Annotated in this window: 23 protein-coding genes; 8 read left to right on the plus strand and 15 right to left on the minus strand. The window is 65.7% G+C overall.

The genetic code is table 11. The annotated features are described in order from the left end of the window. Window positions 1–180 precede the first annotated feature (180 nt). Complete coding sequence (locus NG696_RS06160) at window positions 181–1,392, plus strand: ROK family transcriptional regulator (protein WP_252566946.1); 1,212 nt, start codon at window positions 181–183, stop codon at window positions 1,390–1,392. An 18-nt stretch (window positions 1,393–1,410) separates the two neighbouring features. Here NG696_RS06160 and NG696_RS06165 read toward each other — a convergent pair whose 3' ends face one another. After that, a complete protein-coding gene (locus tag NG696_RS06165) occupies window positions 1,411–2,373 on the minus strand; it encodes a D-2-hydroxyacid dehydrogenase family protein (protein ID WP_252574773.1) in 963 nt (320 codons plus the stop codon). A 169-nt stretch (window positions 2,374–2,542) separates the two neighbouring features. On the opposite strand from NG696_RS06165, the gene NG696_RS06170 reads away from it, so the two are divergent. Further along, window positions 2,543–3,739: an MFS transporter gene (locus tag NG696_RS06170; RefSeq protein ID WP_252574774.1), complete on the plus strand. Its 1,197-nt coding sequence runs from the start codon at window positions 2,543–2,545 to the stop codon at window positions 3,737–3,739. Between the two features lie 233 nt (window positions 3,740–3,972). Here NG696_RS06170 and aceB read toward each other — a convergent pair whose 3' ends face one another. Beyond that, window positions 3,973–5,625: a malate synthase A gene (gene aceB, locus NG696_RS06175; protein WP_252566952.1), complete on the minus strand. Its 1,653-nt coding sequence runs from the start codon at window positions 5,623–5,625 to the stop codon at window positions 3,973–3,975. A 92-nt stretch (window positions 5,626–5,717) separates the two neighbouring features. Next, window positions 5,718–7,034, minus strand: coding sequence for an isocitrate lyase (gene aceA / locus NG696_RS06180; RefSeq protein WP_252574775.1), 1,317 nt, complete (start codon window positions 7,032–7,034; stop codon window positions 5,718–5,720). A gap of 154 nt (window positions 7,035–7,188) precedes the next feature. On the opposite strand from aceA, the gene NG696_RS06185 reads away from it, so the two are divergent. Next, window positions 7,189–8,703: an XRE family transcriptional regulator gene (locus NG696_RS06185; protein WP_252574776.1), complete on the plus strand. Its 1,515-nt coding sequence runs from the start codon at window positions 7,189–7,191 to the stop codon at window positions 8,701–8,703. 125 nt (window positions 8,704–8,828) lie between these two features. Here NG696_RS06185 and NG696_RS06190 read toward each other — a convergent pair whose 3' ends face one another. From NG696_RS06190 to NG696_RS06210, 5 genes are all read right to left on the minus strand, one after another. Then, window positions 8,829–9,386, minus strand: coding sequence for a DUF6036 family nucleotidyltransferase (locus NG696_RS06190; RefSeq protein ID WP_252574778.1), 558 nt, complete (start codon window positions 9,384–9,386; stop codon window positions 8,829–8,831). Next, window positions 9,376–9,921 (minus strand): hypothetical protein, encoded by a 546-nt coding sequence (locus NG696_RS06195; RefSeq protein WP_252574788.1) that lies wholly within the window; start codon window positions 9,919–9,921, stop codon window positions 9,376–9,378. Before NG696_RS06195 ends, NG696_RS06190 begins: the two co-directional genes overlap by 11 nt. A gap of 56 nt (window positions 9,922–9,977) precedes the next feature. Continuing rightward, window positions 9,978–10,907: a TAXI family TRAP transporter solute-binding subunit gene (locus NG696_RS06200; protein ID WP_252574851.1), complete on the minus strand. Its 930-nt coding sequence runs from the start codon at window positions 10,905–10,907 to the stop codon at window positions 9,978–9,980. 97 nt (window positions 10,908–11,004) lie between these two features. Continuing rightward, entirely contained in the window at window positions 11,005–12,459 is a 1,455-nt protein-coding gene (locus NG696_RS06205) for a sensor histidine kinase (RefSeq protein WP_252574790.1), read from the minus strand. Further along, window positions 12,456–13,124, minus strand: coding sequence for a response regulator transcription factor (locus NG696_RS06210; RefSeq protein ID WP_252566960.1), 669 nt, complete (start codon window positions 13,122–13,124; stop codon window positions 12,456–12,458). Before NG696_RS06210 ends, NG696_RS06205 begins: the two co-directional genes overlap by 4 nt. Before the next feature lie 254 nt (window positions 13,125–13,378). On the opposite strand from NG696_RS06210, the gene NG696_RS06215 reads away from it, so the two are divergent. Together NG696_RS06215 and NG696_RS06220 are read left to right on the plus strand one after the other, a co-directional pair. After that, on the plus strand, window positions 13,379–14,773 hold the full coding sequence (locus NG696_RS06215; protein ID WP_252566962.1) for an MFS transporter: 1,395 nt from the start codon (window positions 13,379–13,381) through the stop codon (window positions 14,771–14,773). A gap of 306 nt (window positions 14,774–15,079) precedes the next feature. Next, the gene (locus tag NG696_RS06220; RefSeq protein WP_374211185.1) at window positions 15,080–16,381 is read left to right on the plus strand and encodes a serpin family protein; all 1,302 of its coding nucleotides are present in this window, start codon (window positions 15,080–15,082) and stop codon (window positions 16,379–16,381) included. 23 nt (window positions 16,382–16,404) lie between these two features. Here the strand turns inward: NG696_RS06220 and NG696_RS06225 are convergent, their stop codons facing one another. Then, window positions 16,405–16,719, minus strand: a complete 315-nt coding sequence (locus tag NG696_RS06225; RefSeq protein WP_252574794.1) for a putative antibiotic biosynthesis monooxygenase — start codon at window positions 16,717–16,719, stop codon at window positions 16,405–16,407. Window positions 16,720–16,817: 98 nt separating this feature from the next. Here NG696_RS06225 and NG696_RS06230 point away from each other — a divergent pair, with 98 nt between their 5' ends. After that, the gene (locus tag NG696_RS06230) at window positions 16,818–17,471 is read left to right on the plus strand and encodes a TetR/AcrR family transcriptional regulator (protein WP_252574796.1); all 654 of its coding nucleotides are present in this window, start codon (window positions 16,818–16,820) and stop codon (window positions 17,469–17,471) included. Here NG696_RS06230 and NG696_RS06235 read toward each other — a convergent pair. Beyond that, complete coding sequence (locus NG696_RS06235) at window positions 17,468–18,367, minus strand: hydroxymethylpyrimidine/phosphomethylpyrimidine kinase (protein ID WP_252574798.1); 900 nt, start codon at window positions 18,365–18,367, stop codon at window positions 17,468–17,470. The genes NG696_RS06230 and NG696_RS06235 overlap by 4 nt on opposite strands. A 138-nt stretch (window positions 18,368–18,505) precedes the next feature. On the opposite strand from NG696_RS06235, the gene NG696_RS06240 reads away from it, so the two are divergent. Beyond that, window positions 18,506–19,222, plus strand: a complete 717-nt coding sequence (locus NG696_RS06240; protein WP_252574800.1) for a queuosine precursor transporter — start codon at window positions 18,506–18,508, stop codon at window positions 19,220–19,222. A gap of 139 nt (window positions 19,223–19,361) precedes the next feature. Here the strand turns inward: NG696_RS06240 and tgt are convergent, their stop codons facing one another. From tgt to NG696_RS06265, 5 genes are all read right to left on the minus strand, one after another. Further along, window positions 19,362–20,708, minus strand: coding sequence for a tRNA guanosine(34) transglycosylase Tgt (gene tgt, locus NG696_RS06245; protein ID WP_252574802.1), 1,347 nt, complete (start codon window positions 20,706–20,708; stop codon window positions 19,362–19,364). 33 nt (window positions 20,709–20,741) lie between these two features. Further along, window positions 20,742–21,467, minus strand: a complete 726-nt coding sequence (locus NG696_RS06250) for an SRPBCC family protein (RefSeq protein WP_252566975.1) — start codon at window positions 21,465–21,467, stop codon at window positions 20,742–20,744. Between the two features lie 61 nt (window positions 21,468–21,528). Then, on the minus strand, window positions 21,529–22,581 hold the full coding sequence (locus tag NG696_RS06255) for a DUF6707 family protein (RefSeq protein ID WP_252574805.1): 1,053 nt from the start codon (window positions 22,579–22,581) through the stop codon (window positions 21,529–21,531). 86 nt (window positions 22,582–22,667) lie between these two features. Further along, the gene (locus NG696_RS06260) at window positions 22,668–23,207 is read right to left on the minus strand and encodes an NUDIX hydrolase family protein (RefSeq protein WP_252566979.1); all 540 of its coding nucleotides are present in this window, start codon (window positions 23,205–23,207) and stop codon (window positions 22,668–22,670) included. Between the two features lie 139 nt (window positions 23,208–23,346). Continuing rightward, the gene (locus NG696_RS06265; RefSeq protein WP_252566981.1) at window positions 23,347–24,123 is read right to left on the minus strand and encodes a VOC family protein; all 777 of its coding nucleotides are present in this window, start codon (window positions 24,121–24,123) and stop codon (window positions 23,347–23,349) included. Window positions 24,124–24,200: 77 nt separating this feature from the next. On the opposite strand from NG696_RS06265, the gene NG696_RS06270 reads away from it, so the two are divergent. Next, entirely contained in the window at window positions 24,201–24,818 is a 618-nt protein-coding gene (locus tag NG696_RS06270) for a YdeI/OmpD-associated family protein (protein WP_252566982.1), read from the plus strand. Window positions 24,819–24,850 lie beyond the last annotated feature (32 nt).

Consider the following 24,850-nt stretch of genomic DNA (forward strand, 5'->3'; position numbering starts at 1 on the left):
CTCTTACCTCTTTGTAGTCGCGAATAGAGAAACCGGGCCAGTCCTGGAAACCCACGGTGGGGTGAGCCGGCTCACACTCAAGCTAGAGGGACTTTTGTCGAACGTCAAGCAAAAGTTGCTAAGTTGATGACATTCTTTTGTGGTGTGACATGCAGAAGCTCCATGTGCTATCACTGACTCATGAGCTCAACGCCCGTTACTGACGCCGTCGCCCCTGACAATGGCGGCAGTCTCTCCCGCGCCGGCGATCTCTTCCAGTTGCTTCGGGACGGCAAGGCACGGACCCGCGCGGAACTTGCGTTGAGTACGGGGCTTGCCCGTTCCACCGTGGCGTCGCGGATCGACGCACTGATCCATTCAGGACTCGTGGGCCCGGCGGGGGAGGCGAACTCCAGTGGCGGCAGGCCGCCGTCGCGCTTTGCCTTCAACCCGGCGGCGCGCGCGGTGCTGGCCGTCGACGTCGGCGCCACCCACGTGATTGTTGCCGTCACTGACCTGGGCGGCAACGTCCTGGCCGAGCAGCGGCTCGTCCAGGATGTTGCCGACGGCCCCGAAGCTGTCCTGCACCGCGTGGTGGAAGAAGGCCGTTCCCTGCTCGGCAAGGCCGGCAGGAGTGCAAACGACCTCTCGGGAGTGGGGATCGGACTCCCAGGCCCGGTGGAACATGCCACCGGACGGCCGGTCAAACCGCCCATCATGCCCGGCTGGGACGGGTTCGACGTGGTCCGCTACGTGCAGCGCTCCATGCCGGTGCCCGTCCTGGTGGACAACGACGTGAACATTATGGCACTGGGCGAACGGACCGCCTACTGGCCGGATGAAGACAACTTCCTGCTGATCAAGGTGGCCACCGGCATCGGCTCCGGCATTATCAGCAACGGCCAACTGCAGCGCGGCGCCAACGGAACAGCCGGCGACCTAGGCCACGTGCGCGTCCCGCGCGGCGACGAAGTGTTGTGCCGGTGCGGAAACTACGGCTGCCTCGAGGCGCTGGCGTCGGGGCCGGCCGTGGCTGCGGACCTTAGCAGGCAGGGTGTGCCTGCAGCCAAGGGCAGCGACGTGCTGCGCCTGGTGGGCGAAGGCAACTTGCAGGCGATCCAGGCGCTGCGCCAGGCGGGCCGGGATGTGGGCGACGTGCTGGCCACCGTGGTGAACCTGCTCAACCCGTCAGTCATTGTCATCGGCGGAAGCCTTGGCCAGGCAGGGGAACACCTGATGGCTGGCGTCCGCGAAGTGGTCTACCGGCGGTCCTTGCCGCTGGCAACCAGCCACCTGCGGATCGCTCTTTCCGTGGCTGGGGACCAGGCCGCGATTCTCGGTGCCAGCCAGATGGTCACGCAATACGTCTTGTCGCCTGCAGCAATTGAGGCAACGCTTCAGGCGGCCGGTTAGGCGGCTTTTCGGCAGTCATCACCCTGCTGTAAGCACGCGCACCGGCGAACCCACAAGCCAGGCCCTGACGTCCTCGAACGCGCCACCATAGAACTGCCGGTAGCTCTCCGCTGTCACGTAGCCGAGGTGCGGGGACAGCACAGTGTTGGGGGCGCTGAGCAGCGGGTGGCCCGCGGGAAGTGGTTCCTGGTCAAAAACGTCCAGGGCCGCGCCCCGAATCCAGCCCTCATTCAAAGCCCGCACCAGGGAATCCTGGTTCACCAGCGGACCCCGCGAGGTGTTAACCAGGATGCCTTCCGGCCCCAGGAGCCGCAGTTCCTGCTCACCCACGATGTCCTCTGAACGGGGAGACAGCCGCAGGTGGAGGGAGACGACGTCGGAATTCCTGAAGAGGTCCTCCTTGCTGACCTTCTGGACACCGGCATCCGCGGCGGCCTCATCGGTCAGGTTCTGGCTCCAGGCGAGCACGTCCATGCCGAACGCCTGCCCGTACGCCGCGATCCGCCGCCCGATCTTGCCCAGGCCCACAATGCCTAGGGTCTTGCCGGACAGCTCCATCCCCACCGAGGTCTGCCACGTGCCCGCGCGCAGCGAGTTCTCCTCGGCCGGAAGGTTGCGGGCGATCGCGAGCAGCAACGCCCAGGTCAGTTCGGGCGCAGCGGTGGGGGACCCGGGCGTGCCGCACACGGTAATGCCGAGTTCCGCCGCTGCGGCCACGTCGATGGCGGCGTTGGCCATGCCGGTGGTCACGAGCAGCTTCAGCCCCGGGAGACGTTCCAGCACGGTGCGGGGGAACGGGGTTCGCTCACGCATCGCAATGACGATCTGGTAGTTGGCGAGCGCCGCTGCCAGGGCGTCCTCGGACTGGAAGGGCTCGCGGAAGACGGACGTTGCGACGCCGGCCTGTTCCAGGGAGGACCAGTCGGCGAAACCGTGCGCCACGTCCTGGTAGTCGTCGAGGATGGCAAGCCGTTGTTGCATGTCTGTTCCTTCGTCCGAGGTGAGCGGCTTTTGTACCCGCACGTTGGGGCCCGCCGGTGTGAGCTTCATCGTATGCCAGGGCGCCATGACGTTGCCTGTGGCGTCCGGGGCAATGCGCCGTGATAGCAATGGAAGTGATGAAATCCTATTTAGCCACCGCGGAAACCTCATGAGCGGACAGTTCTTGGCCAAAGTTCCCAAGGGCTGGATCCTGCTCGCTTGCATCGGACTGCTGGCGCTGAACCTGCGCGGGCCCTTCGTTGCCGTTGCCCCGGTGGTTGACCTGATGCAGGCCGACCTCGGATTCACCCCCGTGATGCTGGGCCTGTTGACCAGCATCCCGGTGCTGTGCTTCGCGCTCGCGGCGTCGCTGGCGTCACTGACCACCAGGAAACTCGGCGCGGAGTTCGCTGTCTCCCTGACCATCCTTGGCGTCCTGGCAGGCGTGATTGTGCGCTCGGCGGGCGGCCCGGGACCGGTGGTGGTGGGCACAGTGATGATCGGCCTGGCCATCACAGTGGGCAACATCGCGGTGCCGTTAATTATCCGCCGCGACTTCTCCCCGTTGCGCCAAGGGACCGCCATGGGTGTGTACACCGCGGCCCTGAACGTCGGATCGTTCCTGACATCGATGGTCACGGCGCCCCTGGCCGAGCTGGCCGGCTGGCGAGTGGCTCTGGCCTCCGTGGGCATCCTGGCCGTGGTTGCCATCGTTTTCTGGACCCTGGCCGTGGGCGCCCGCACGGCGTTTGTGCCCTCCCGCACCGTGGTGGCCGGCGGGCAGGAACACCCGGCCGTCAAGGGTTCCGGCTGGATTACCGCCGGGCTCACCGCAGGCTTCGCCGGGCAGGCGTTTTCCTACTACGCGGTGACCGCGTGGCTGCCGAGCTACCTCAACGACGAACTTGGGATGTCCGCCTCAGCCGCCGGGGCAGGCTCATCGCTGTTCCAGATCTTCGCCATCGTTGGCGGCTTGGGAGTGCCGTTCGCGGCCAAATATTTCAGTACGACGACGACGGCAGTCACCGTGGGGTTGTTGTGGACGGCCGTGCCGGCCGGGCTGCTGCTGGCGCCGCAGCTGTGGTGGCTGTGGTCCACCTTCGGCGGCATCGCGCAGGGCGGCGGGATCACGCTGATCTTCATCGCGATCATCAAACTGGCCCGGGACCAGGTGTCCGCGGGCCGGATGTCCGCCACGGTCCAGGGGCTCGGTTACTGCTTCGGGGCGGTGGCCCCGCCGCTGGTGGGCTTCGTGCACGACGCCTCGGGTTCCTGGACCCCGGCGCTGCTGGTGATCCTGGGCTCGGTGTTGATGTTCTTCGTCTGCACAACCCTGGCCGTGCGGCTGGTGCCGAAAGGACGCTGACGCGTCCCGCCGTCGTACATTCCCTTGTCCCCCTGCATGATTTACCAACGCTCTCTCACTTAACGCAGCTTAACGACTGACGCTCTCTCACTATCTTGTGGATAGTGAGAGAGCGTCCGCGGTTCACACGGGGTGTTCCGTCGCCGGGCCGGCGTCCCGGATCTCGGGGGTGCCTGTTGCGAAGGGCGTGCCTGCCCGGCGGACGGAAATCTATTCAGTTGCCTGCTGCAGCGCTAGGCCGCGGCGAGCTCCTCTTTGGTTGCCTTTTCGCGGGCCTCGGTGAGGTATCGGGCGTAGGCGGGGAGGGTCAGGAAGGACGGGAAGTCCTGGCTGAGGGTGACTTCTTCGAAGATGTCGCGGGAGTCTTCGAAGCGGTCGCCGTCGAAGCGTTCCAGGCGTGCGAACTCTTCGTCGAGCAGTTCCTCGATCCACTGGTGGGTGATGATTTCGCCGCGGTCGGTGATGGCGGACGCGAACATCCACTGCCAGATCTGGGAGCGGGAGATTTCCGCGGTGGCGGCGTCTTCCATGAGGTTGTGGATGGCGACGGCGCCGTTCCCGCGGAGCCAGGACTCGATGTAGCGGATGCCTACCTCGATGTTGTTCCGGATTCCCTGCTCGGTGATGGTGCCTTCGGTGGCGGCCACGTTGATGAGTGCGCGGTCGTCGGGGATGACGTCCTCGCGGGTGCGGTCCAGCTGGTTGGGGCGTTCGCCGAGGGTGGCGTCGAACACTTCGCGGCATACTGGCACGAGGTCCGGGTGGGCCACCCAGGAACCATCGAAGCCGTCGTTGGCCTCGCGGGTCTTGTCGGCGCGGACCTTCTCGAACGCGTTGGTGTTGGCAGCCTCGTCCTTGCGGTTGGGGACGGCGGCGGCCATTCCACCGATGGCCATGGCGCCGCGCTTGTGGCAGGCACGGACCAGCTGTTCGGTGTAGGCGCGCATGAACGGCTGGGTCATGGTCACCTGGGCGCGGTCCGGCAGGACGAACCGGGGGCCGCGGGTGCGGAAGTTCTTGATCAGGGAGAAGATGTAGTCCCAGCGGCCGGCGTTCAGGCCTGACGCGTGATCACGCAGTTCGTAGAGGATTTCCTCCATTTCGAATGCCGCGGTGATGGTCTCGATCAACACGGTGGCGCGGATGGTGCCCTGCGGGATGCCCAGCAGGTCCTGGGCGAGGATGAAGATGTCGTTCCAGAGGCGTGCCTCGAGGTGGTTCTCGATCTTGGGCAGGTAGAAGTACGGGCCCTTGCCCTGGGCCAGGAGGCGCCGGGCGTTGTGGAAGAAGTACAGGCCGAAGTCCACGATGCCGCCGGCCACGGGAGCGCCGTCGATGATCATGTGCTTTTCAGGAAGGTGCCAGCCCCGGGGGCGGACCACGATGGTGGGCAGCTCACCGGCCGGGCGGAGCTTGTATTCCTTGCCCTCGGGGGACGTGAAATCGATCCGGCGTTCCAGCGCATCGGTGAGGTTCAGCTGGCCCTTGATGACGTTCCGCCACGTGGGGGTAGAGGAGTCCTCCATGTCCGCGAGCCAGACCTTCGCCCCGGAGTTCAGCGCGTTGATGGTCATTTTCTTGTCCACCGGTCCGGTGATCTCCACCCTGCGGTCCTCCAGGCCAGGTGCCGGGGGAGCGACGCGCCACGACGGGTCATTGCGGATGTCCTCGGTTTCGCGGAGGAACCTCGGATCCTGGCCGGCGGCGATGTCCGCCCGGCGGGTCCGGCGTGCCTGCAGCAGTTCCTGCCGGCGCTCAGCCGTAGCCCGGTGCAGCTTGGCGACAAACTCCAGAGCATCCGGAGTAAGAACCTCGTCCTGCCGGCAAATAGGCTGCGCGGTCAAAGTGATCCCGTTGATGGTGAAGCTGTCTGTGAAGGTGTTCATTTCTGTCTCCTGGTGCAGGGCCCAGCTGGGTAGCAGTAAGTGTCGTTTTGAGCCTCCAAAACGACACTTACTGCTACTTACTTGGGGAAAATTTAGTGGAACTGGCCTTCTTCGGTGGATCCCACCAGTGCCAGGGTTGATGCGTTCGGGTTGAGCGCAGTTGCAATGTCGTCGAAGTAGCCGGTGCCGACTTCGCGCTGGTGCTTGGTCGCGGTGTAGCCGCGGGATTCGGAAGCGAATTCCTTCTCCTGCAGCTCGACGTAGGCGCTCATGCCTTCACGGGCGTAACCGTGGGCGAGATCGAACATCGAGTAGTTCAGGGCGTGGAAGCCGGCCAGGGTGATGAACTGGAACGTGAAGCCCATGGCGCCGAGTTCACGCTGGAACTTGGCGATGGTGGCGTCGTCCAGGTGCTTGCGCCAGTTGAACGACGGCGAGCAGTTGTAGGAGAGCATCTGGTCCGGGAAGTCGGCCTTGACGGCCTCGGCGAACTTGCGGGCCAGTTCCAGGTCCGGGGTGCCCGTCTCCATCCAGATGAGGTCAGAGTACGGGGCATAGGCCTTGGCGCGGGCGATGCAGGGTTCGATGCCGTTGCGGACCTTGTAGAAGCCTTCCGGGGTGCGCTCGCCGGTGACGAATTCCTGGTCGCGGGGATCGACGTCGGAGGTGATCAGCGTGGCTGCCTCGGCGTCGGTGCGGGCGATGACCACCGAGGGGGTGCCGGCGACGTCGGCCGCCAGGCGGGCGGCGTTCAGTGTGCGGACGTGCTGCTGGGTGGGGATGAGGACCTTGCCGCCGAGGTGGCCGCACTTCTTCTCCGAGGCGAGCTGGTCTTCCCAGTGCACACCTGACGCGCCGGCCTGGATCATGGATTTCATGAGCTCGTAGGCGTTCAGCGGGCCACCGAAGCCGGCCTCGGCGTCGGCAACGATCGGCACCATCCAGTCCTCAACGGTCTGGATGCCTTCGGAGAATTCGATCTGGTCGGCGCGGAGGAGGGCGTTGTTGATGCGGCGCACCACGGTCGGAACCGAGTTGGCCGGGTAGAGCGACTGGTCCGGGTAGGTGTGGCCGGAGTTGTTGGCGTCGGCGGCAACCTGCCAGCCCGAAAGGTAGATGGCACGCAGGCCGGCCTTGACCTGCTGCACGGCCTGGTTGCCGGTCAGGGCGCCCAGAGCGTTGGTGTACCCGCCGGTCTTGTGCTCTTCGGTGAGCTGCTTCCACAGCTTCTCGGATCCGCGGCGGGCCAGCGTGTGCTCTTCGGAGACACGGCCGCGGAGCTTGACGACGTCCGTTGCCTTGTAGTCACGGGTCACACCTTCCCAGCGGGGGTTGGCGGCCCACTCGAGCTCCAGGGCGGCGGCCTGCTGTTCGGGCGTCTGCTGGGTGGGCTCAAATGCTGCAGTCATCGTTGTCTCCTTGATTGAGCTCCGGGTGCTTAATCCGCCGGCCGGAGCTGCTTCCTTGCAACTCCGGCCGGCTACCCCGGTGCGGTGTTTCTTTCCGTGATTACTACTTTTCAGCACTTCGCAACACTTCTCTAGGGGAAAACAGTGGAAAGAAATGCACTTCTTCGCGTATGCTCAAGAAATGACGCCTGGAAGCTGGAACCGCGAAGTCGTACTGCCACCGTCGTCCGCCGCCTCCCTGGAACTGGACGTCATCAGCCTGGGCCGCCGGGTGCGGCATCTGCGCAAGCAGGCCGGGCTTACGCTCGATGACCTGAGCGCCGCCGTCGGGACCGCCCCCAGCCAGTTGAGCCTGATCGAAAACGGCAAACGGGAGCCCAAACTTTCCCTGCTGCAGGGGCTGGCCGCCGCGCTAAACGTGAGCATCGACCAGTTGCTTGGCTCCGAACCGCCGAGCCGCCGGGCGGCCCTGGAAATTGAGCTGGAACGCTACCAGCGCGGGCCCCTGTACGAGTCCCTGAACCTGCCAAAAATCCGCATCAGCTCGCGGCTCCCGCTCGATGTGCTGGAGGCGCAGGTGGGGCTGCTGCACGAGCTCGAACGCAGGCTCAACGAACAGGTGGCGACGCCGGAAGAAGCCCGCCGCGCGAACGGTGAGTTGCGTGCCATGATGCGCGAGCGCGGCAACTACTTCCCGGAGTACGAGGCCGAGGCGCAGAAGGTGCTCGGGCTGGTGGGTTACACGGCCGGGCCGCTGAGCCAGCACGTCATCGCCGACATCGCCGAGAAGCTCGGATTCACCCTCCATCACGTGAGCGACCTGCCGCATTCCACCCGTTCAGTGACGGATTTGAAGAATCACAGAATTTACCTGACGCAGAGCCAGCGGCAGGACCACGACCCCCGCTCGGTGCTGCTGCAGGCGCTGGGGCACTACGTCCTGGGGCACGAGACGCCGAAAAACTACGGCGACTTCCTTGGCCAGCGGGTGGCCACCAACTACTTCGCGGCCGCGCTCTTGCTGCCCGAGCAGGCCACCGTGGACTTCCTGCAGAAGGCCAAGGCTGCCAAGGAAATCGCGGTTGAGGACATCCGTGACGCCTTTGCCGTCTCCTACGAGACCGCCGCGCACCGCTTCACCAACCTGGCCACGAAGCACCTGGGCGTCACCACCCACTTCCAGAAGACCCACAAGAGCGGGATCATCTACAAGGCCTACGAGAACGACGGCGTGACGTTCCCGATGGACCACACCGGCGCCATCGAGGGCCAGCCGTCGTGCAAGGCCTGGACCTCGCGGGCGGTGTTTGATGTGCCGGACAAGTTCAGCGCGTACAGCCAGTACACGGATACTCCGTCCGGCACGTATTGGTGCACGGCCCGGACGGAGCGATCGGCCAGCGGCGAGTTCTCCCTGAGCATCGGGGTGCCGTACCAGCACGTGAAGTGGTTCCGCGGCCGGGAAACCACGGCGCGCGAAAAGTCCACGTGCCCCGACCCGAACTGCTGCAAGCGGCCCCCGGCAGCACTGGCCTCCGAGTGGGCCGGAAACGCCTGGCCGGCGGCTCGGGCCAACACGCACCTGCTGGCCGCGATGCCGCCCGGCGCGTTTCCCGGCGTGGACGAAACCGAGGTCTACTCGTTCCTGGCGGCGCACTCGGGGAGCTGAGCGACGGCGTCCAGCGTCGCTCGGCCCGCGCTGTTCGGCACGCGCCGCCGAAGTCGCCGGAAAGGTGCCCGGACGCCGGAGCGCTCCGCACGACGTCGGTGCGTTCCGGCGACTCCGGCGTCCTCCTAATCAGTGGGTGCTTTCTTAGCTGCGACTGACTGTGTCCACGCCAGGGCGCTGTCGCGGCGTGTTTCTCCGGGATCAATCAACATGATCCGTTCCGCCAGAACTGCCGTGTCAATCAGGCCCGATCTGATGAGTGCGAGTACGAAAGCATGATCCTTCGCCCGGGCCGCGATCAACTTGGCCGCGCACAAGTCGTACGGATCCAGGCAAAGGCCCGTGCTGTTTTTCGTGTCTTCATTGCGCACACCGACCAGCCGATATTCCCAGTCGCGCGGAAGCACAGCCGTTTCCCGTCCAAAGCCCTGGACATAGAAACCAAACTCACTGTGGAAGGGGGACCACTCGCCGATTGCTGCATCGATGCTGTCGGCAAGGGTACCGGCATCGTCGTCAGACATCGGCGCGATGTCCACCGCATCCGACATGGTGGCTGCAGCCGGTAACTGGTCCTCGGTGTACCAGCCGAGAATCGACTGGCTGCCGATCACGATGACCCGGTCACTGTGGATGATCTCCGTGGCTGCCCGGATGGCATGCTCAAGCTCCTCACGTCGCAAGGGCCGCCGCCTTCTTGATCGCAATGACCCGCTCGCCCTGCGTAAGTGCCCCGGCGAAGGGACTCATCTGCCGCAGTTCCTTTGCCATGGGGCTGTCTTCAAGCATTGCCGCCTCGAATTCACCCAAGGGCAGGTCCAACAGTTCGGTCCAGCGGTCCAGCCACTTTTCGGCGATAGGGTTTCGCGGCCGTTGGCGCATCCTTTCGATTCCAGCCCGTCCGATCTCACGAATCGACTGTTCGTTTTCGTGCAGCTTGAGTCCCAGCTGCACATGTAATTCAAACGGAATCCGCTCTTCGCGCCGGGGCATGCGGGGACGGCGGTAGCGGGCCGCCTTGATAGCCGATTGAATAACAGCAGGGCTGCATCCCAGGCGCCCGGCGAGGTCGCGGATGGACAGGCCTGAAACATGGAGGGACCAGATGGCATCCTGGCGATGGCGCGCAGCCGCCAGCTGCTTCTGGCGCAGGCTTTCACTTTGCTGGCCCAGAACTCTGGCCTCTTCGACCATGCCTGCCAGATCGATGCCGGTCACATGCGTATGGTACTCCCGTACGGAGTGCTGGCGGAAGGGGTTGCCACGCGCCCCACCTACCCGTGGAGCTCCCGGTACGCCGCAGCGGCGCCGGGGTGCAGGGGCAAACCGGCGGTGTTGATCAAGGATTCCGGGCTCAGGAACTGAACGCCCAGGCTGGAACGCGGAATCAGTTCCTCGGCGTGCCCCACCAGCAGTTCAACGGTCCGCTTGACGGTTCGGTCGTCAAGATCGCTCCGGCACAGCAGCAGGTTCGCCACGCCGACGGTCCACACGGCCGGAATGCCCTCGTACGCGCCTGCCGGGATCAGCACCCGGTCGTAGAAGACGCCGTATCTGGCCCGCAGTGTCGGCAGCAGCGGGGACAGATCCAGGAAACCCAGCCCGACGTCGTCGTTCGCTGCAGCGATGGCCGCCGTAGGCACGCCGCCCGACCAGAACAATGCGTCCACCGTTCCGTCCTGCAGGGCAGCGAGGCCCTCGTTCAGGCCGAGGCTCAGCACTGTGACGCCGCCGGCGGTGCCGGCAATGGGGCTCAGCCCGGCAGCCTCGAGCAGCCGCGGAGTGGTCAGCGACGTCCCCGAGCCGGGCTCGCCGACAGCCACGGTCCGGCCGGTAAGCCCGCCAATGTCCCGGATCCCGCTGTTTTGCCGGATGACGCAGTGGACGTAGTTTTCATACACTTTTCCGACGGCGGAGAGTCCGACGGCGGGCGGCTCACCCGCCGCTGTGCTTTGGGCAGCCGAATCCGCGAGCGCGACGGCGAACGTGGCTTTGCCGGTCAGCAGATGTTCGAGGTTGTCCAGGCTACCGCCGGTAGTCAGCGCCGTGGCTTGGCCGGCAACGCCGTGACGCTGGAGGGACGCCGCCAGCAACTCGGCGAACTCGAGGTAGAAGCCTCCGGGCTCGCCGCCGGCCACAGTCAAGGTGCCCGGGCGGTCCGTCGGCGTGCATGCACTCAGGGCCGGCAGCAGCAGCCCGGACATCCCGGCGGCCAGGCCGGCCTTGAGGACGGTCCGCCGCGTGGGACGCGGGGGATGCGGGGGCAGGGTCCGTGCTCCGGTCAGGCGCCCTCCGGTCAGGTCAGCCACGCGGAGCCGCCTGCTCCGGCCCGGCAAAACTGCCCGGCAGGTCCGCGGCAAGTGGAAACTCGAGGCGCGCGATCAGGCCATGCGGCGAGGCCTCGGCAAGCACCAGCCGGCCACCATTGGCGGCTGCCAGCTTGTCCACGATGGTCATGCCCAGCCCGGTGCCGCGGATCGTCCGGTGCGCCGGGGACCGCCAGAAGCGGCTCGTGGCCGCTGTCCGTTCGTCGGCGGAAAGCCCGGGGCCGTCGTCGGACACTTCGATGGCCACCGTGCCTTGGCGAATGCGGGCGGCAACCGAGATGTGGGCGCCGGGAGCGTATTTGATGGCGTTGTTCAGAAGTTCGCCGACCATTTGAGCCAGTTCTGCGGCGTTGCAGGCGATGTGCACGGCGGGGGCAGCCGGATCTTCGAGCAGGATCGCTGCTCCGCTGCGCTGGGCGGCAGGGCCCGCCCGTTCGGTTTCTTCCTCTAGGACCGGATACGGATCAAGGCGCGCCTGTGCCGCGGGCGACGTGGTTCCCAGCGGGCCCCGGGCGGAGTCTTCAGAGGCCCTGTGCTCGGCCGCGGCTAGCTTCAGCACTCCGTCCAGGATCTCCTCCACGTGTTCGAGCTCGGCCAGCACCCCTGCCGCGGCGTCGTGTTCGCGGGCAGTCTTCAGTTCCAGCTGCAGCAAATCGATCCTGAGCCGCAGCGCCCCCACCGGATTGCGCAATTCGTGCGACGTGTCCGCTATCAGTTGCCGCTGGGAATCGAGGCTGTGGCTGACGGTCTGCGCCATGGTGGTGAATGAACGGCTCAGTTCCCGAAGTTCGGGCGGCCCGGCCTCGGGAAGCTGACCGGTCCGGCCTGTTGCCTCAAGCTCCGTGACGGCGGCATTCAGCCGATGTACGGGGCGCAGCACCCACTCAGTTACGCGCGCCGCACCCAGCAGAAGGACCGCAGCCAGGGCCGCCGCCGCCAATGCGACGATGAGCCACCTCTCCCGCAGTTTCTGCCGGGCCGCGTCCAGGTTGACTTCGAGGACGGCCTCGCCCAGGACCTGGCTCGCGCTGCCGAAGGAGCGGGAGATCACCTCGGAGGAAGGCCCGAACGGCTGCAGCGGAGTGAGTGTGGTGTCGCTGAGGTTCAGGTTCGCCCTGGCCACCGCGTCCCGGATGTCAGGCCGGTCCTCGCTGAGGCCGCCGGAGCGCAGGGTGCCCTGCTGGAGGCGGATCAGGACTCCTTCCCCGTAGAGTTCGGAATACCGGTCCATCTCCGTCTGCAGTTGAGCGGTTTCGCCGGCAGAGGCGGCGTCGAACGCCACTTGTGCCAGGCGGTTGAGCGACGCGGCACGGTTGATCTGGAGTTCCTGGGTCAGTTCCCGGCCGGCGGACGTCAGGATGGCGTTGGAGGCGATGATGACGATAAGCACGGCCAGCACACTCAGGATGCCCAGGACGCGCAGTTTCACGCCGGGTCCGCCTCGACCCGGTAGCCGACGCCGCGGACGTTGATGATGAAGCCCGGCAACTGGAGCTTCGCCCGCAGTCCCGTCAGGTGCACGTCAAGGGACCGGGAAGAGGCCACGAAGGCGTCGCCCCACAGCGCGTCCAGGATCTGTTCGCGGGTGACCACCGAACCGGCGTGGCTGGCCAGCAGGGCCAGCAGGTCAAACTCGGTGGCCGTCAGCGGGAGCACCTCGGAACGGAGGGCCGCCACGCGCCGCTCGAGGTCGATCTCAAGATCACCCAGCACCACACTCCGCTGCCGCGTGCCGCTATGGCGGCCGGCACGCCGCGTGACGGCTTCGATGCGGGCAAGAAGTTCCACGAGCTTCACAGGCTTAACGAGGTAGTCGTCCGCTCCGGACCGCAGGCCGAGCACCACACTGCGTTCGTCGTCGCGCGCGGTGAGAATCAGGATGGGCACCGGCGTGACCTGGCGCAGTTTCCGCAGCACCTCCAGTCCATCCATATCCGGAAGGCCCAGATCCAGCAGGATCACTTCGAACTTCCGGTGGACCAGCAGGGCGTCGGCTCCGCGGGCAACCCGGGTGGGGTTGTGCCCCGCGGTCGCGACGGCGGCGGCGAGGGCGGACGCCATGGCGTCGTCGTCCTCGACGATGAGCAACTCCATGGCCTGGTTCCCTTATTCGCTGAGCGGGCAACGTCAATCTGCCCGCTTTGGAGATTACCCCTTCTCCCGGCGAAACCTAAGGAAGTGTTAGGAAATGCCCTCCCCCGTTGGATGTGCCTTGGATCACGCATAACTTGGATGAGGCCCTCGGCGTTTGAGGGGGACCGTCAACGTCGAGGAGGAACCATGGGCAACGTAGCCATGGACAGCATGAAAGCAAGCCAGGAATCGCCGCAGCCCGGGGAGGTTCAACGATGAGCACCCAGCAGGCCGAAGTCCAAAGTGAAGCAGCACAGACCCGCCGTGCCGTGAGCAACATCCTTAAGGGTTCAGCGGGCAACCTCGTGGAGTGGTACGACCTCTACGTCTATACCGTCTTTGCCGCCTACTTCCAGTCCCACTTCTTCAACTCCACGGACGACCTGCAGGCCGGGCTCGAGGCGATGGCAGTCTTCTCGACGTCGTTCCTGATGCGCCCGGTGGGCGCCTGGTTCTTCGGCCGCTATGCCGACCGCAAGGGCCGCAAGGCGGCCCTGACGCTCAGCGTGACGATCATGTCCGCCGGTTCCTTCGCCATCGCCATCCTGCCGACGACCCAGCAGATAGGCGTCTGGGCGCTGATTCTGCTGATCCTTGTGCGGCTGGTCCAGGGCTTCTCCGTGGGCGGCGAATACGGCACCAGCGCCACCTACATGTCCGAGGCCGCCACGTCCAAACGCCGTGGCTTCTTCTCCAGCTTCCAGTACGTCACGCTGATCGGCGGCCAGATGCTGGCCCTGCTGGTGCTCGTCATCCTGCAGAACACCATGGACAAGGGCGCCCTGACTGAGTGGGGCTGGCGCATCCCCTTCGCGATCGGCGGCGTCGCCGCGCTCGTGGTCCTGTGGCTGCGGCGCTCGATGGAAGAAACCGTGTCCGCCGAGCAGGTCGAGGCCGCCAAGGTTCCGGCCGTGGCCGGCGTTGCCCAACCCGGCACCATGAAGTTGCTGTTCACCCAGCACTGGAAGCCGCTGCTGATCTGCATCGGCGTCACCCTCGGCGGCACCGTGGCGTTCTACACATACACCAACTTCATTCTGAAGTTCATGAACGATACCTCCGGGATCGCCAAGACCGACACCTCCGTGATCAACTTCTGGGCGCTGTTCATCTTCATGCTGCTCCAGCCGGTCTACGGGATCATCTCGGACAAGGTCGGGCGCCGGCCGCTGCTGCTGTGGTTCGGCATCACCGGTGTGTTGTTCACCTGGCCGCTGCTCTCCACACTGTCCAACACCAAGGACCCGTTCACCGCGTTCCTGCTCATGATGGGTGGCCTGCTGATCGTTGGCGGCTACACCTCCATCAACGCCCTGGTGAAGGCTGAGCTGTTCCCCGCCTCCATCCGCGCCCTCGGCGTTGGCCTGGGATACGCGATCGCCAACTCGCTCTTCGGCGGCACCGTCCCGCTGCTTGGTGCGGCGTTCCAGAAGGCCGAGCGCGTGGACCTGTTCTTCACCTACGTCACCGTGGCCATCGCCATCTCGCTGGTGGTCTACATCTTCGCCCTGAAGAACAAGAAGACCACCCACTTGGACCGCGAACAGGGCGACGCCTGGAACCGCCCGGCCAAGGACGACGACAAGGACAAGGACCTCATCAACGCCTAGCGCTCTGGGCAGCTCCCGTGGGCGTACGACGGCGGGTGGCCACCCGCCGTCGTACGCCCACCACCCGCGCCGCCCCCGCACCCCGGACGCTCTCTCAGATAATGCGGCAAAACCCGGGACGCTCTCTCACTTTCTTGTGGAAAGTGAGAGAGCGTCCCGGGTTTTCTTGCGTTAAGTGAGAGAGCGTTTGGATGAGACCAAAATGAGTGCAAAGCGTGACCGTTCAGGCATCGTCTCGCGCCGCCGTCGCTGGTTCACTGGGAGCAGGCGGATTCCCGCCCTTGTGTGCCGGGGGAGGCGACAGTGGTGTTACGTTTTCAGCGGGCGGTGGCCTTGGGTGCGGTGCTGGGACTGGCAGCATGTTCGGCCCCGGCCCCGGCCCCGGCGCCGCCGGAATTGCTCACGGCCCACGGCGTGGAGCGGGTTTCGGTGGACCGTGCGGCTTATGCCGCTGAACTGCGCTCCTTCCGGCCATCCGCTTTCGGGCTCGGCGAGGCCCTGCTGGCCGACGGCGGCGATGGCTCCAGCGGGAACGTCGTGTCCTCGCCCGGGAGCCTGCTGATTGCCCTCGCGATGCTCCGCGCCGGCGCATCCGGCGAGAGCGCGGCGGAAATGGACAGCGTTCTGCAATTCCCCGCGGAAAATCGCGATGAGGCCATGAACGCGATCCTCACCTCGATGGAGAAGTTCGACGGCGACCCCGGCGCAGTCGATGAGGACAACCCGCCACGGAAACCGGTGATGCACGCCGCCAACGGGCTGTTCGTGGACAAGGGCGTGCCCACCGGCGAGTCCTTCCTGGACACTCTGGCCCGGCACTATGGAGCCGGTGTGTATCCCGTGGACTTCAGCGATGAGGGTGCCACGAAGCCCGCCATCGATGCGTGGGTCAACAGGAACACGGGCGGCCGGATCAAGGAAGCCCCCGCCAAGTACGACCCCAGGAACACCTTCAGCCTGCTCAATTCCCTGTACTTTGCCTCCGCCTGGAGCGCGCCGTTTGACCCGAATGCCACCTCGGACCTGCCCTTTACAACCGCTGCCAGCGAGGAAATCGATGCGCCCGCAATGCGCAACGAGTTGGAGATGAAGTATGCGGAAGGTGCTGGCTGGCAGGGCGTGGACCTGCCCTACGCCGACGGTTTCGTTATGCGGTTGGTCCTGCCGGCGGCCGGAGCCGAGGCCGGGTCGCGGCCAGCCTCCGCAGTTTTCAGTGCGGAAAAGCTCATGGAAATCGCGGACGCCTTTGACACTGCCACGCTGGAGACGGTGCAGATCCAGCTGCCCCGCTGGGACCACAAGTCCAGTTTTGACCTGCGGAAGGTGTTTGGGTCCCTGGGCCTCCAGAAGATGCTCGACACCACGGAGGACTTCAACAACATCCAGTCCGGGATGGTGATCACCCAGGCCGCGCAGGCTGCCAACATCACGGTCGCCGAAAAGGGCACTATTGCCGCCGCGGTGACCCAGATCAACGGAGCCGTCACCAGCGCTCCGCCGCAGCCCGAGCGGTCCATCAGCTTCGACCGGCCGTTCCACTACCAGATCGTGCATGTGGAAACCGGCCTGCCGCTGTTCATGGGAACAGTGGCCGACCCCCGCTCCTGACCCGTGGCTTCCACGGGCTGAGCCTAACTACTGGTCTTGCGGGAATTGCGGCGTCGCAGCAGGGCGCCGTACCCGGCAAAGAGTCGCGGCACCACGAGGTAGACAGCAACCGGAACCACCACGAGCGTCAGGACCAAGGAGCGGAGCGCAGAGTGCCAGCCCTCGGTGAGGGGTGCCACTAGGATCATGCCCACGGCCACCAGCGGAAAGATGGCCAGCCACGTGATGACGGCGCGGACGTGGATGGACGGCGCCTGCAGCACCGGTCCGTGAACAGGGACTGGGCCAGGGGCGGCTGACGCGGGAGCAGTTGCCGTGGGGCTGAGGGTGCTATTCATGACGAACTCCAACTAGTTAGTTGCTTTTGATAAAAGCGAGACTAGTACGGGCTCCACAAAAGTGCAACTACTTAGTTGGAAACGGGTAGAATCGTGACATGGCCTGGAATACTGAGCGCACCAAAGCACTGCTGCTGACTGCCGCCACTGAGGAGTTCAGCGACAAGGGCCTTGCCGGCGCGCGGGTGGATCGCATTGCGGCGGCGGCGGGCGTGAACAAGGAACGCATCTACCAGTACTTCGGCAAGAAGGATGAGCTGTTCGACGCCGTCCTGGCCGCTGAACTGGTGCGGGTGATGTCGGAGGTCCCCATCGAAGGGCATGGTGCGGCATCCATCGGAGAATACGCCGGAAGGCTTTTTGACCGTCACACGAGGGGCGGCGCCCTGGCCCGGCTGCTGTTCTGGGAAGGCCTGGAGCGCGGGAGAAATACCGTGGACCGGGCCACACGCGCGGACCATTGCGCCGCAAAAGTGGACCAGATGCTGACAGTTCTGCCCGGAATCGACCGCACGGATGCGGCCGACCTGGTCCTCACCATCGTGACCCTGTGCGACGGCTGGACGGTGCTGCCCCAGATCGACGCACTTTTGGCGGGTTCCGCTCCGGACCGCCTGGACCGCCGTCGGGCCTTTATCGTGCGGACGGCCACGCTGGTAGCCGACGACTTGCTTGAAGAGGCCCGGCTGGAAAAGGCGCCGCTGGAAGGGGCCCGGCTGGAAAGGGCGCGGCTGGAAGACTCAAGAAGCTAGCGCGGGCCGCCCTGCCAGAGGGCGTCGAACGGCGCGCCGGAGGCTACCCGGTTGCGGATTCCGGCGGTGACAAAGTCCTTGGCGGCCCGGGCAGCCTCCAGCGGCGTGGCCCCCTTGGCCAGTTCCGCCGTCACCGCCGCGGCGAGGGAACAGCCGGCGCCGGACACGGCCACCTCGCCCACCTTGGGAGCGCTGAGGACTTCGAGGGTCTCGCCGTCGTAGTAAACGTCGACGGCGTCCGGGCCTGCCAGCCGCACCCCGCCCTTGGCCAGGACCGCGGCGCCGCCGCTGAGCTCGTGGATGCGGACTGCTGCGGCTTTCAGGGATTCGACGTCGGTGATCGCCAGGCCGGACAGCGATTCGGCTTCGAAGTGGTTGGGCGTGACGAACGTGGCCAGCGGCAGGATCTGCGTCTTCAGGGCCTGGTCCGTGTCCAGTGCGTGTCCCGGCTCCTGGCCTTTGCAGATCAGCACCGGATCCAGCACGACGTTGCGGAACCGGCCCGTTTCCAGCGCCGCGGCGACCGTGCTTATGGTGGCCGGGCTGCCCAGCATGCCGATCTTCACGGTGTCCAGGACCGGACGGCCTGGAGCTGACGGCTCTCCCGACGCCCTCTCGAAGGCGGCGCCCGACGCCGGGCCGTAGGCCGCCGTCGTGGCTTCCAACTGGTCCGCAATGACCTGCTGGTCCACCGGCACAAAGCGGTGGTTCCAGTTGTCGCTCGGATCGAAGGACACGATGCAGGTCAGGTTGGCGATGCCAAACACGCCCAGCTCCTGGAACGTCTTCAGGTCGGCCTGGGCTCCGGCGCCCCCCGTGGCTTCGGATCCCGCGATGGTCAGGACGACGGCGGGAGCGGACACGGGGGACTGGAGGGCAGCTGCAGCTAAAGTCATGGCACTATCCTGCCATCCGGCGTCGGGCCCTATTGTTCAGTGGGAGAATGTCGTGAGAGTGCTAATACAGCCGGCGTCCCGCGCAACTTTCGTTGCGCGAACCGTACGCCGAGCGAACCACTACGAATGGAATCCCCCATGCCTTCCCCCTCAGGCCCTGACGCCCAGCCCATCGCCGACTCCGCCCGGACGGCGCCGAAATTCGCATCAATCGGTTCGCCGTACTTCGGCATCATGCTGGCGTTTATGGCCGTAGTGCTGATCCTGTCCAACATCGGGGCGTCCAAGGGCGTCGCGATCGGTCCGATCATCACGGACGGCGGGTTTTTCCTGTTCCCGCTCGCCTACATCCTGGGCGACGTCATCAGCGAGGTCTACGGTTTCAAGATGGCGCGCAAGGCCATTTTCACCACCTTCGCACTGTCCGTCTTCGCCTCTGTTTGCTACTGGGTGATCATCGCCCTGCCCGGCTTTGATGACGAGTTCGGCACGTCCAAGCAGGCCGCCCTTGAGGGGGCCCTTGGTCCGGTGCCGCAGATTGTGCTCGCCTCGCTGTTGGCATTCCTGGCCGGCCAGACCATTAACTCGTGGATCCTGGTGAAGATGAAGGCCCGCTCCGGGGAGAAGTCACTCTGGGCGCGGCTGATGGGTTCCTCAGGCGCGGGCGAGTTCGTGGACACCCTGATTTTCTGCAGCATCGCCGCCTCCGTCATCGGCATCACGGACTTCGACACGTTCCTGAACTACGTGGTGGTGGGCTTTGTTTACAAGACACTCGTGGAGTTCCTGTTTGTGCCGGTGACGTCCCTCGTGATCGGTTGGATCAAGAAGCGCGAACCGAGCTACGGGGTCTAAGGCTCCACACGCCCCGTTTCGACGGTTCCCTGCACACACGACGTTCGCAGTCATCGAGTGCGCAGGGAACCATCGAAACGGCGCGGAGGACGACGGCGGGACGCAGGGAAGGCGGGCGGGCAGCGAGCCGGGCACGCGCTTAGGAGTAGTACTGCGCCAGGGTCTCGGCCTTGAACTCGAAGAAGGTCCCGGCTTCGATGGCCAGCCGGGCGTCGTCCACCATTTTCACCACAAAGCGCTCATTGTGGATGGAGATCAGCGTGGCGGAGAGCATTTCCTTGGCCTTGAACAGGTGGTGGATGTACGCGCGCGAATAGTTGGCACATGCGTAGCAGTCACAGTCCTCCTGGAGCGGCCCGAAGTCGCGCTTGTACTTGGCGCCGGAGAGGTTGAAGCGGCCGGCAGGCGTGTAGAAGGCGGAGTTGCGGGCCACGCGCGTGGGGGAGACGCAGTCGAAGGTGTCCGCACCGTTCTCGATGGCAGTGAAGATATCGTCCGGCTCGGAGATGCCCAGCAGGTGGCGCGGCTTGTCCTCCGGCAGTTCCTCGTTGCACCAGCGCACAATTGTGCCCAGGTTTTCCTTCTCCAGTGCCCCGCCGATGCCGTAGCCGTCGAAGTCCATGGCGCCGAGGTCCCGGCAGGCCTTCCGGCGGAGGTCCTCATACTGGGCACCCTGGATCACGCCGAATAGCGCCTGGTACGGCTTCCCCACCCGGGACGTGGTCAGCCGGAAATGCTCCTCCAGGCAGCGCAGGGCCCACAGCCGCGTGCGCTCCAGCGATTCCTCCTGGTAGCCGCGGGAGTTCTGCAGCGTGGTCAGCTCGTCGAAGGCGAACATGATGTCCGCACCGATCTGGTGCTGGACCTGCATGGAAATTTCGGGGGAGAAGCGGTGGCGGTCGCCGTTGAGATGCGATTTGAACCAGACACCGTCGTCGTCGATGTGGGCCAGGCGTTCCTTGCCCGGAGCCACGGCATCGTCCGGCCCGGAAGTGTCCACCGATTTCATGTCGATGACCTTCTTGAACCCGGACCCCAGGCTCATCACCTGGAACCCGCCGGAGTCCGTGAACGTCGGCCCGGACCAGTTCATAAACGAGCCCAGCCCGCCGGCCTCGTCCAGGATGTCCGCGCCCGGCTGCAGGTACAGGTGGTAGGCGTTGGCCAGCACTGCCTGCGCGCCGAGTTCGGCGATGGACTCCGGCAGCACGGATTTGACTGTGGCTTTGGTCCCGACGGCGATGAACGCTGGGGTGCGGATCTCGCCATGCGGGGTGGTGATGGTCCCCGTGCGGCCCAGGAATTCGCCGCCGTTGGCAGATACCTGAGCAGACGACGGCGCAGACCTGTCAGCAAGACGGGTGCCAACGGTGAAGGAGAACTGCGACTGGTCGGCTGGAGCGGCGGAGCCGGCCGCCGCTGCGACGGGATCAGCTGAGACGGCCGAAACGGAGACGGATGGCGCGGGGGCGGGGTTGGCTGGCACGGTTCCAGTGTGCCAGCAAACGCCGCCGATCCCTCAGTGGGCCGTTTCCGATGTGGGGTAGTTCTCAGCCCGCCAACTGTCCCAGAGCGAATGGATGGACTCCATTTTGTGGGCACCCAGATCGAACGTCGAGGCGATCACCGTGGCGCCGCCGTGGGGCCTCACACCTTCAATGACGGGCTGGTCCGCCACGATCAGCAGGCCGTCGCCGTGCTCCGCATAGCTGTGGACGGTGAGCCCCACCTGGTGGTTGCTGCGGAACCAGACCTTCCCGGTGATCTCTTCCCCGGTGGACAGCGTCAGCCCGTATGTCTCACCCGGCGCAGGCACGTCCGACAAGCCCAGCTTTTCGATGGCGGAAGCCGGCTCGCCGGGAAATTCGAAGAACATCGTGTGCCGTTTGCCGTGCGGGTGGTGTTCCAGCGCGAAGCGGAGTTGCTGCAGGAACGTCAGCCAGCCTTGGGTGATGTCCTCGTCCCAGGCCGCCCATTCCGAGTTGTGGTCCAGGGCTGCCCGCGTGACACTGACCAAAGTGCCGGCGGACACCGGTTTCAGGTCAAAGACGTCGCCGCCGTTGGTGGTCAGGCTGGTGTGGTCCGGGGCTTCAACGACGTTTCTGCTGAAGTAGATCTTGTCTATCTCATCAGCCAGTTCATCGGCCTCCCAGCCATGCCACTGGGCAACTTTGGCCGGTTCACGCAGCATGGTCCAGACCTGCGGCGCATCAGCATTTATCACCACGCTCAGATTGTTCGTCATAGCCCGAATCTACAACGCGGGCGCAGCCCCGGGTAGGGGGCAATTCCCCCACCCCGACGGCTTAGGCCCGGACGGCCTCGAGTTCGTTGCTGATCCGGCGCTGGAGTTCGCCTACCCCGATCGTCTCAGACCTGCCGTGTGCCCGGAGGAACAGCAGGGATTCGAGACGCAGCAGCCGCCACTCCCGCTCGGCCTCATGGTTGGAGTTGTCGATCGAGCGGAAGATCTCTTTGTCGTACAGGTTGGGTTCGTTCAGCGAACGCTGGCGCACTTTGGCGTTCATCCGCGCCTTGAACGGGTCCGTTTCCTGGTTTTCCGGCAAACGCAGCAGCTTTTCATAGACTTCGGCGCGCTCCTCCTGCCGGTCCTGGCGGCAGACGAAGCTGGACAACGCCAGCGACGCCTCCACGGACGCCCACCGGCCCGGGTTGCCGTCGAACGGGAGGACGTTGAGCAGGTCCGCCACTGTGAGCGCCCCGTCCGGATCCTTGAGCGTGATGAACAGTTCGTGGGCCAGGTCGCTGAGGTCCTTGAGGCAACTGCCGGACTTGAAGTTGATGCCCTTGGCCAGCTTGTCCGCCAGCAGCAGCACCCCAACGGCGTCCGGGTGGGCTTCGGCGGCAGCCTCCACCACCGCTTCGGGTGTGCCCTGCGGCGACGGAATCCGCGCCAGTTCTTCCGCGGACGGGCCGCTCATCGCGGGCGGGATGGCCGGCAGGGGAGGTACGACGACGGCGGGAGCCGCCGGGGCCACCCCCGCTTCGCCGGTCTGCTGGGGTTGTTCGGCAGGGGGTTGCGCCGCGACCGGAATCTGCGTGACGGCGTCGGGCGTTGTGTCCTGAACGGGGGTGTCCTGAACTGTGGTGTCCGGAACCGTGATGACCCGGACTGTTGTGTCCAGGATCTTTACGGTGGAGCCGGCTGCGATGCGGAGCGTGCCGCCGCCGGTGAGGTTTGCCAGGACTACCGCAGGGGTCCCGAAATCGTCCGGTTCAAACTCCACATGCTGGATTTCGGCGGTGCGTTGACCGTCGGGGAGGAGGAGCTGATCGCCGGTGGTCAGAGATCCAGCCTGCTGTTCGCTGTAGTGCCTGGCGGCTGGGTTTTCGGTCATGGGAGTCCTTAAGTTCTCTTGTGGTCCGCCCTACAGTCTACAAAGCGGGGCCCTGGAAGTCGGGGACGCCGGGGAACCCGCAGGCGTCAGTTACCCACTCCCGCAAAGGCCAGCGCCTGGCGGACCAGGGAGCCGCGGCCGCCGCTGAATTCGAGCTGGACGTCGGCGCTGAGCACTTCCGCCGGAGTCATCCAGGTCAGTTCCAGGGCGTCCTGGCGGGGTTCGCATTCGCCTGTCACGGGGATGACGTACGCCAGGGACACGGCGTGTTGGCGGTCGTCGGTGAAGCCGGTCTGGGACGGGGCCGGGAAGTATTCGGCCACCGTGAAGGGGACCGGGCTGATGGGGAGCTGCGGAAAGGCGAGCGGCCCCAAGTCCTTTTCCATATGGCGCAGCAGTGCGGCGCGGATGGTCTCGCGGTAGATCACACGGCCCGATACCAGCGACCGGATCATGTTCCCGTCCTCGTCGGCCTGCAGCAGCGTGCCAACCTCGTTCACAAAACCCAGCGGATCCAGCCTTACCGGCACGGCCTCCACATAGATCATGGGGAGCCTCCCGCGGGCCTCAAAGAGGTCTTCTTCGGAGAGCCAGCCGGGATTGGGGTCAGGAGTGCGAACGTTCATGGTTAAGTTCTACCCCATCGGACGGCCGCGGACCGCTGAGGGGCGAGCTATCAGCGTAAAGCGTCGCCCAAAGCGCCGGAATCTCACCCCTCGGTCGGTCCGCCACGGTTCGCCCCAGGGCATCCGTGCCCGGGCCGGATCACTCTGCGGCGAGGCGCTGCGAGATCCAGAGAGTGGGCGGGACATGCGGGGCGGTTGTGGCTGCGGCAGCACCGGCGGTTCCGGAACTTCCTGCGCTGCCTGCGGCGTCGGGGTTGGCCACGTGCAGGGTCCGGCCGAAGGCTTCCTCGGTTTCGCTGACGTCCAGCCCGGCGGCGGTGAGCCGGTCCCGCAAGGCGCCCAGATCGCCGTCGTACTCAAATCCCAGGCCGGACCGGGCCGGGCCGGACGCGGGGCGCACCATCAGCACGCCGCCGTTCTTGGCGGTAAAGTCGGCGGTTTCGTCGGCGTCCGGGACGGGGCGGAACCTGGCGCCAATGTCCTGCAGCGTCACGGCGGCGGCGCCGGGATCCTCCGTAAACCAGACCCCGACGACGGTCAGGGCCGGATCAGCGTCAGCCGCGTTCAGCGCCCGGGCCCCTTTGTCCGCCAGGAAGCTGAAGCCGTCCCGGCCGGTGATGCGGCAGGACTCGCCGTGGTCAGCGGCGATGAGCTCGGCGACCGTGTTCCCGGATTCCTCCGCGGCCAGGGCGGTGCGCCGCGCGAATTCCGCCAGATCGCCCACCTCCACGCCCAAGGCAGTGGTGCCGTCGTCCGTGGCGCCGGCGTCGGCCACATGCAGGGCCAGCCTGCCTGAACCGGCGTCGAACTCCCGCCATGGGCCGTCATCAACGGTCTTGGCCAGGCCCAGGGCAGTCAGGAGCTGTTCCCAACTGTCTGGCCGGGAGGTGAAATGGACGGGTCTGACACGCAGCATGGGTTCCTCCTCGAAACCAGGACAGGTCGGCTACCGCCATCATGCCACTTCTCGCAGAAGGCGGGCAGAATAGGGCCATGGCCATTGAACTCAAGGAACTGCTGGTAGCGGACGCGGCGGAGTGGCGGCTGTGGCTGGAACAGCACCATGCCACCAGCCCTGGCGTGTGGCTGGTGCTGCATAAGAAGGGCGGTAACACCACTGAACTGGACTACGAAGCAGCGTTGCAGGAGGCGCTGTGCTTTGGCTGGATCGACGGTCAGGGCAAAAGGCGCGACGACGACAGCTCCTTCCAGCGGATGACCCGCCGCGGACCGAAGAGTGTCTGGTCGGCGCGGAATGTGGACCGCATCGGGAAGCTCGAGGCTGCCGGCAGGATGACTGCGGCGGGCCGCGCGGCCGTCGACGCCGCCAAAGCGGACGGGCGCTGGGAAGCAGCCTATGTGGGGCAGGCGACGGCTGAGGTCCCGCCGGACCTGGCCGCCGCGATTTCCGCCGTCCCCGAAGCCCAGGCCATGTTCGACGTCCTCACGTCCGTGAACCGGTATGCCTTGATTTACCGGACGAATTCCGTGAAGCAGGCGTCCACGCGGGAACGGAAAATCTCCGGATTTGTGGAGATGCTGGCCCGGGGTGAGGCGCCGTACCCGCAGAAGAAGAAGCCTGCCGACCCGCCGCCCCACCCAACTAAGTAGCTGTAAGTGTCGTTTTGAGGGCTCATAACGAC

The organism is Pseudarthrobacter cellobiosi (assembly GCF_023913755.1).
In the GTDB taxonomy this organism is placed as follows: domain Bacteria; phylum Actinomycetota; class Actinomycetes; order Actinomycetales; family Micrococcaceae; genus Arthrobacter; species Arthrobacter cellobiosi.

What these genes read in the sequence shown, in the direction of transcription:
- NG696_RS06160 (WP_252566946.1), top strand. Translation starts at nt 181, where the DNA reads ATGAGCTCAACGCCCGTTACTGACGCCGTCGCCCCTGACAATGGCGGC.
- NG696_RS06165 (WP_252574773.1), bottom strand. Translation starts at nt 2,373, where the DNA reads ATGCAACAACGGCTTGCCATCCTCGACGACTACCAGGACGTGGCGCAC.
- NG696_RS06170 (WP_252574774.1), top strand. Translation starts at nt 2,543, where the DNA reads ATGAGCGGACAGTTCTTGGCCAAAGTTCCCAAGGGCTGGATCCTGCTC.
- aceB (WP_252566952.1), bottom strand. Translation starts at nt 5,625, where the DNA reads ATGAACACCTTCACAGACAGCTTCACCATCAACGGGATCACTTTGACC.
- aceA (WP_252574775.1), bottom strand. Translation starts at nt 7,034, where the DNA reads ATGACTGCAGCATTTGAGCCCACCCAGCAGACGCCCGAACAGCAGGCC.
- NG696_RS06185 (WP_252574776.1), top strand. Translation starts at nt 7,189, where the DNA reads ATGCACTTCTTCGCGTATGCTCAAGAAATGACGCCTGGAAGCTGGAAC.
- NG696_RS06200 (WP_252574851.1), bottom strand. Translation starts at nt 10,907, where the DNA reads ATGTCCGGGCTGCTGCTGCCGGCCCTGAGTGCATGCACGCCGACGGAC.
- NG696_RS06210 (WP_252566960.1), bottom strand. Translation starts at nt 13,124, where the DNA reads ATGGAGTTGCTCATCGTCGAGGACGACGACGCCATGGCGTCCGCCCTC.
- NG696_RS06215 (WP_252566962.1), top strand. Translation starts at nt 13,379, where the DNA reads ATGAGCACCCAGCAGGCCGAAGTCCAAAGTGAAGCAGCACAGACCCGC.
- NG696_RS06225 (WP_252574794.1), bottom strand. Translation starts at nt 16,719, where the DNA reads ATGAATAGCACCCTCAGCCCCACGGCAACTGCTCCCGCGTCAGCCGCC.
- NG696_RS06230 (WP_252574796.1), top strand. Translation starts at nt 16,818, where the DNA reads ATGGCCTGGAATACTGAGCGCACCAAAGCACTGCTGCTGACTGCCGCC.
- NG696_RS06235 (WP_252574798.1), bottom strand. Translation starts at nt 18,367, where the DNA reads ATGACTTTAGCTGCAGCTGCCCTCCAGTCCCCCGTGTCCGCTCCCGCC.
- NG696_RS06240 (WP_252574800.1), top strand. Translation starts at nt 18,506, where the DNA reads ATGCCTTCCCCCTCAGGCCCTGACGCCCAGCCCATCGCCGACTCCGCC.
- NG696_RS06250 (WP_252566975.1), bottom strand. Translation starts at nt 21,467, where the DNA reads ATGACGAACAATCTGAGCGTGGTGATAAATGCTGATGCGCCGCAGGTC.
- NG696_RS06255 (WP_252574805.1), bottom strand. Translation starts at nt 22,581, where the DNA reads ATGACCGAAAACCCAGCCGCCAGGCACTACAGCGAACAGCAGGCTGGA.
- NG696_RS06260 (WP_252566979.1), bottom strand. Translation starts at nt 23,207, where the DNA reads ATGAACGTTCGCACTCCTGACCCCAATCCCGGCTGGCTCTCCGAAGAA.
- NG696_RS06265 (WP_252566981.1), bottom strand. Translation starts at nt 24,123, where the DNA reads ATGCTGCGTGTCAGACCCGTCCATTTCACCTCCCGGCCAGACAGTTGG.
- NG696_RS06270 (WP_252566982.1), top strand. Translation starts at nt 24,201, where the DNA reads ATGGCCATTGAACTCAAGGAACTGCTGGTAGCGGACGCGGCGGAGTGG.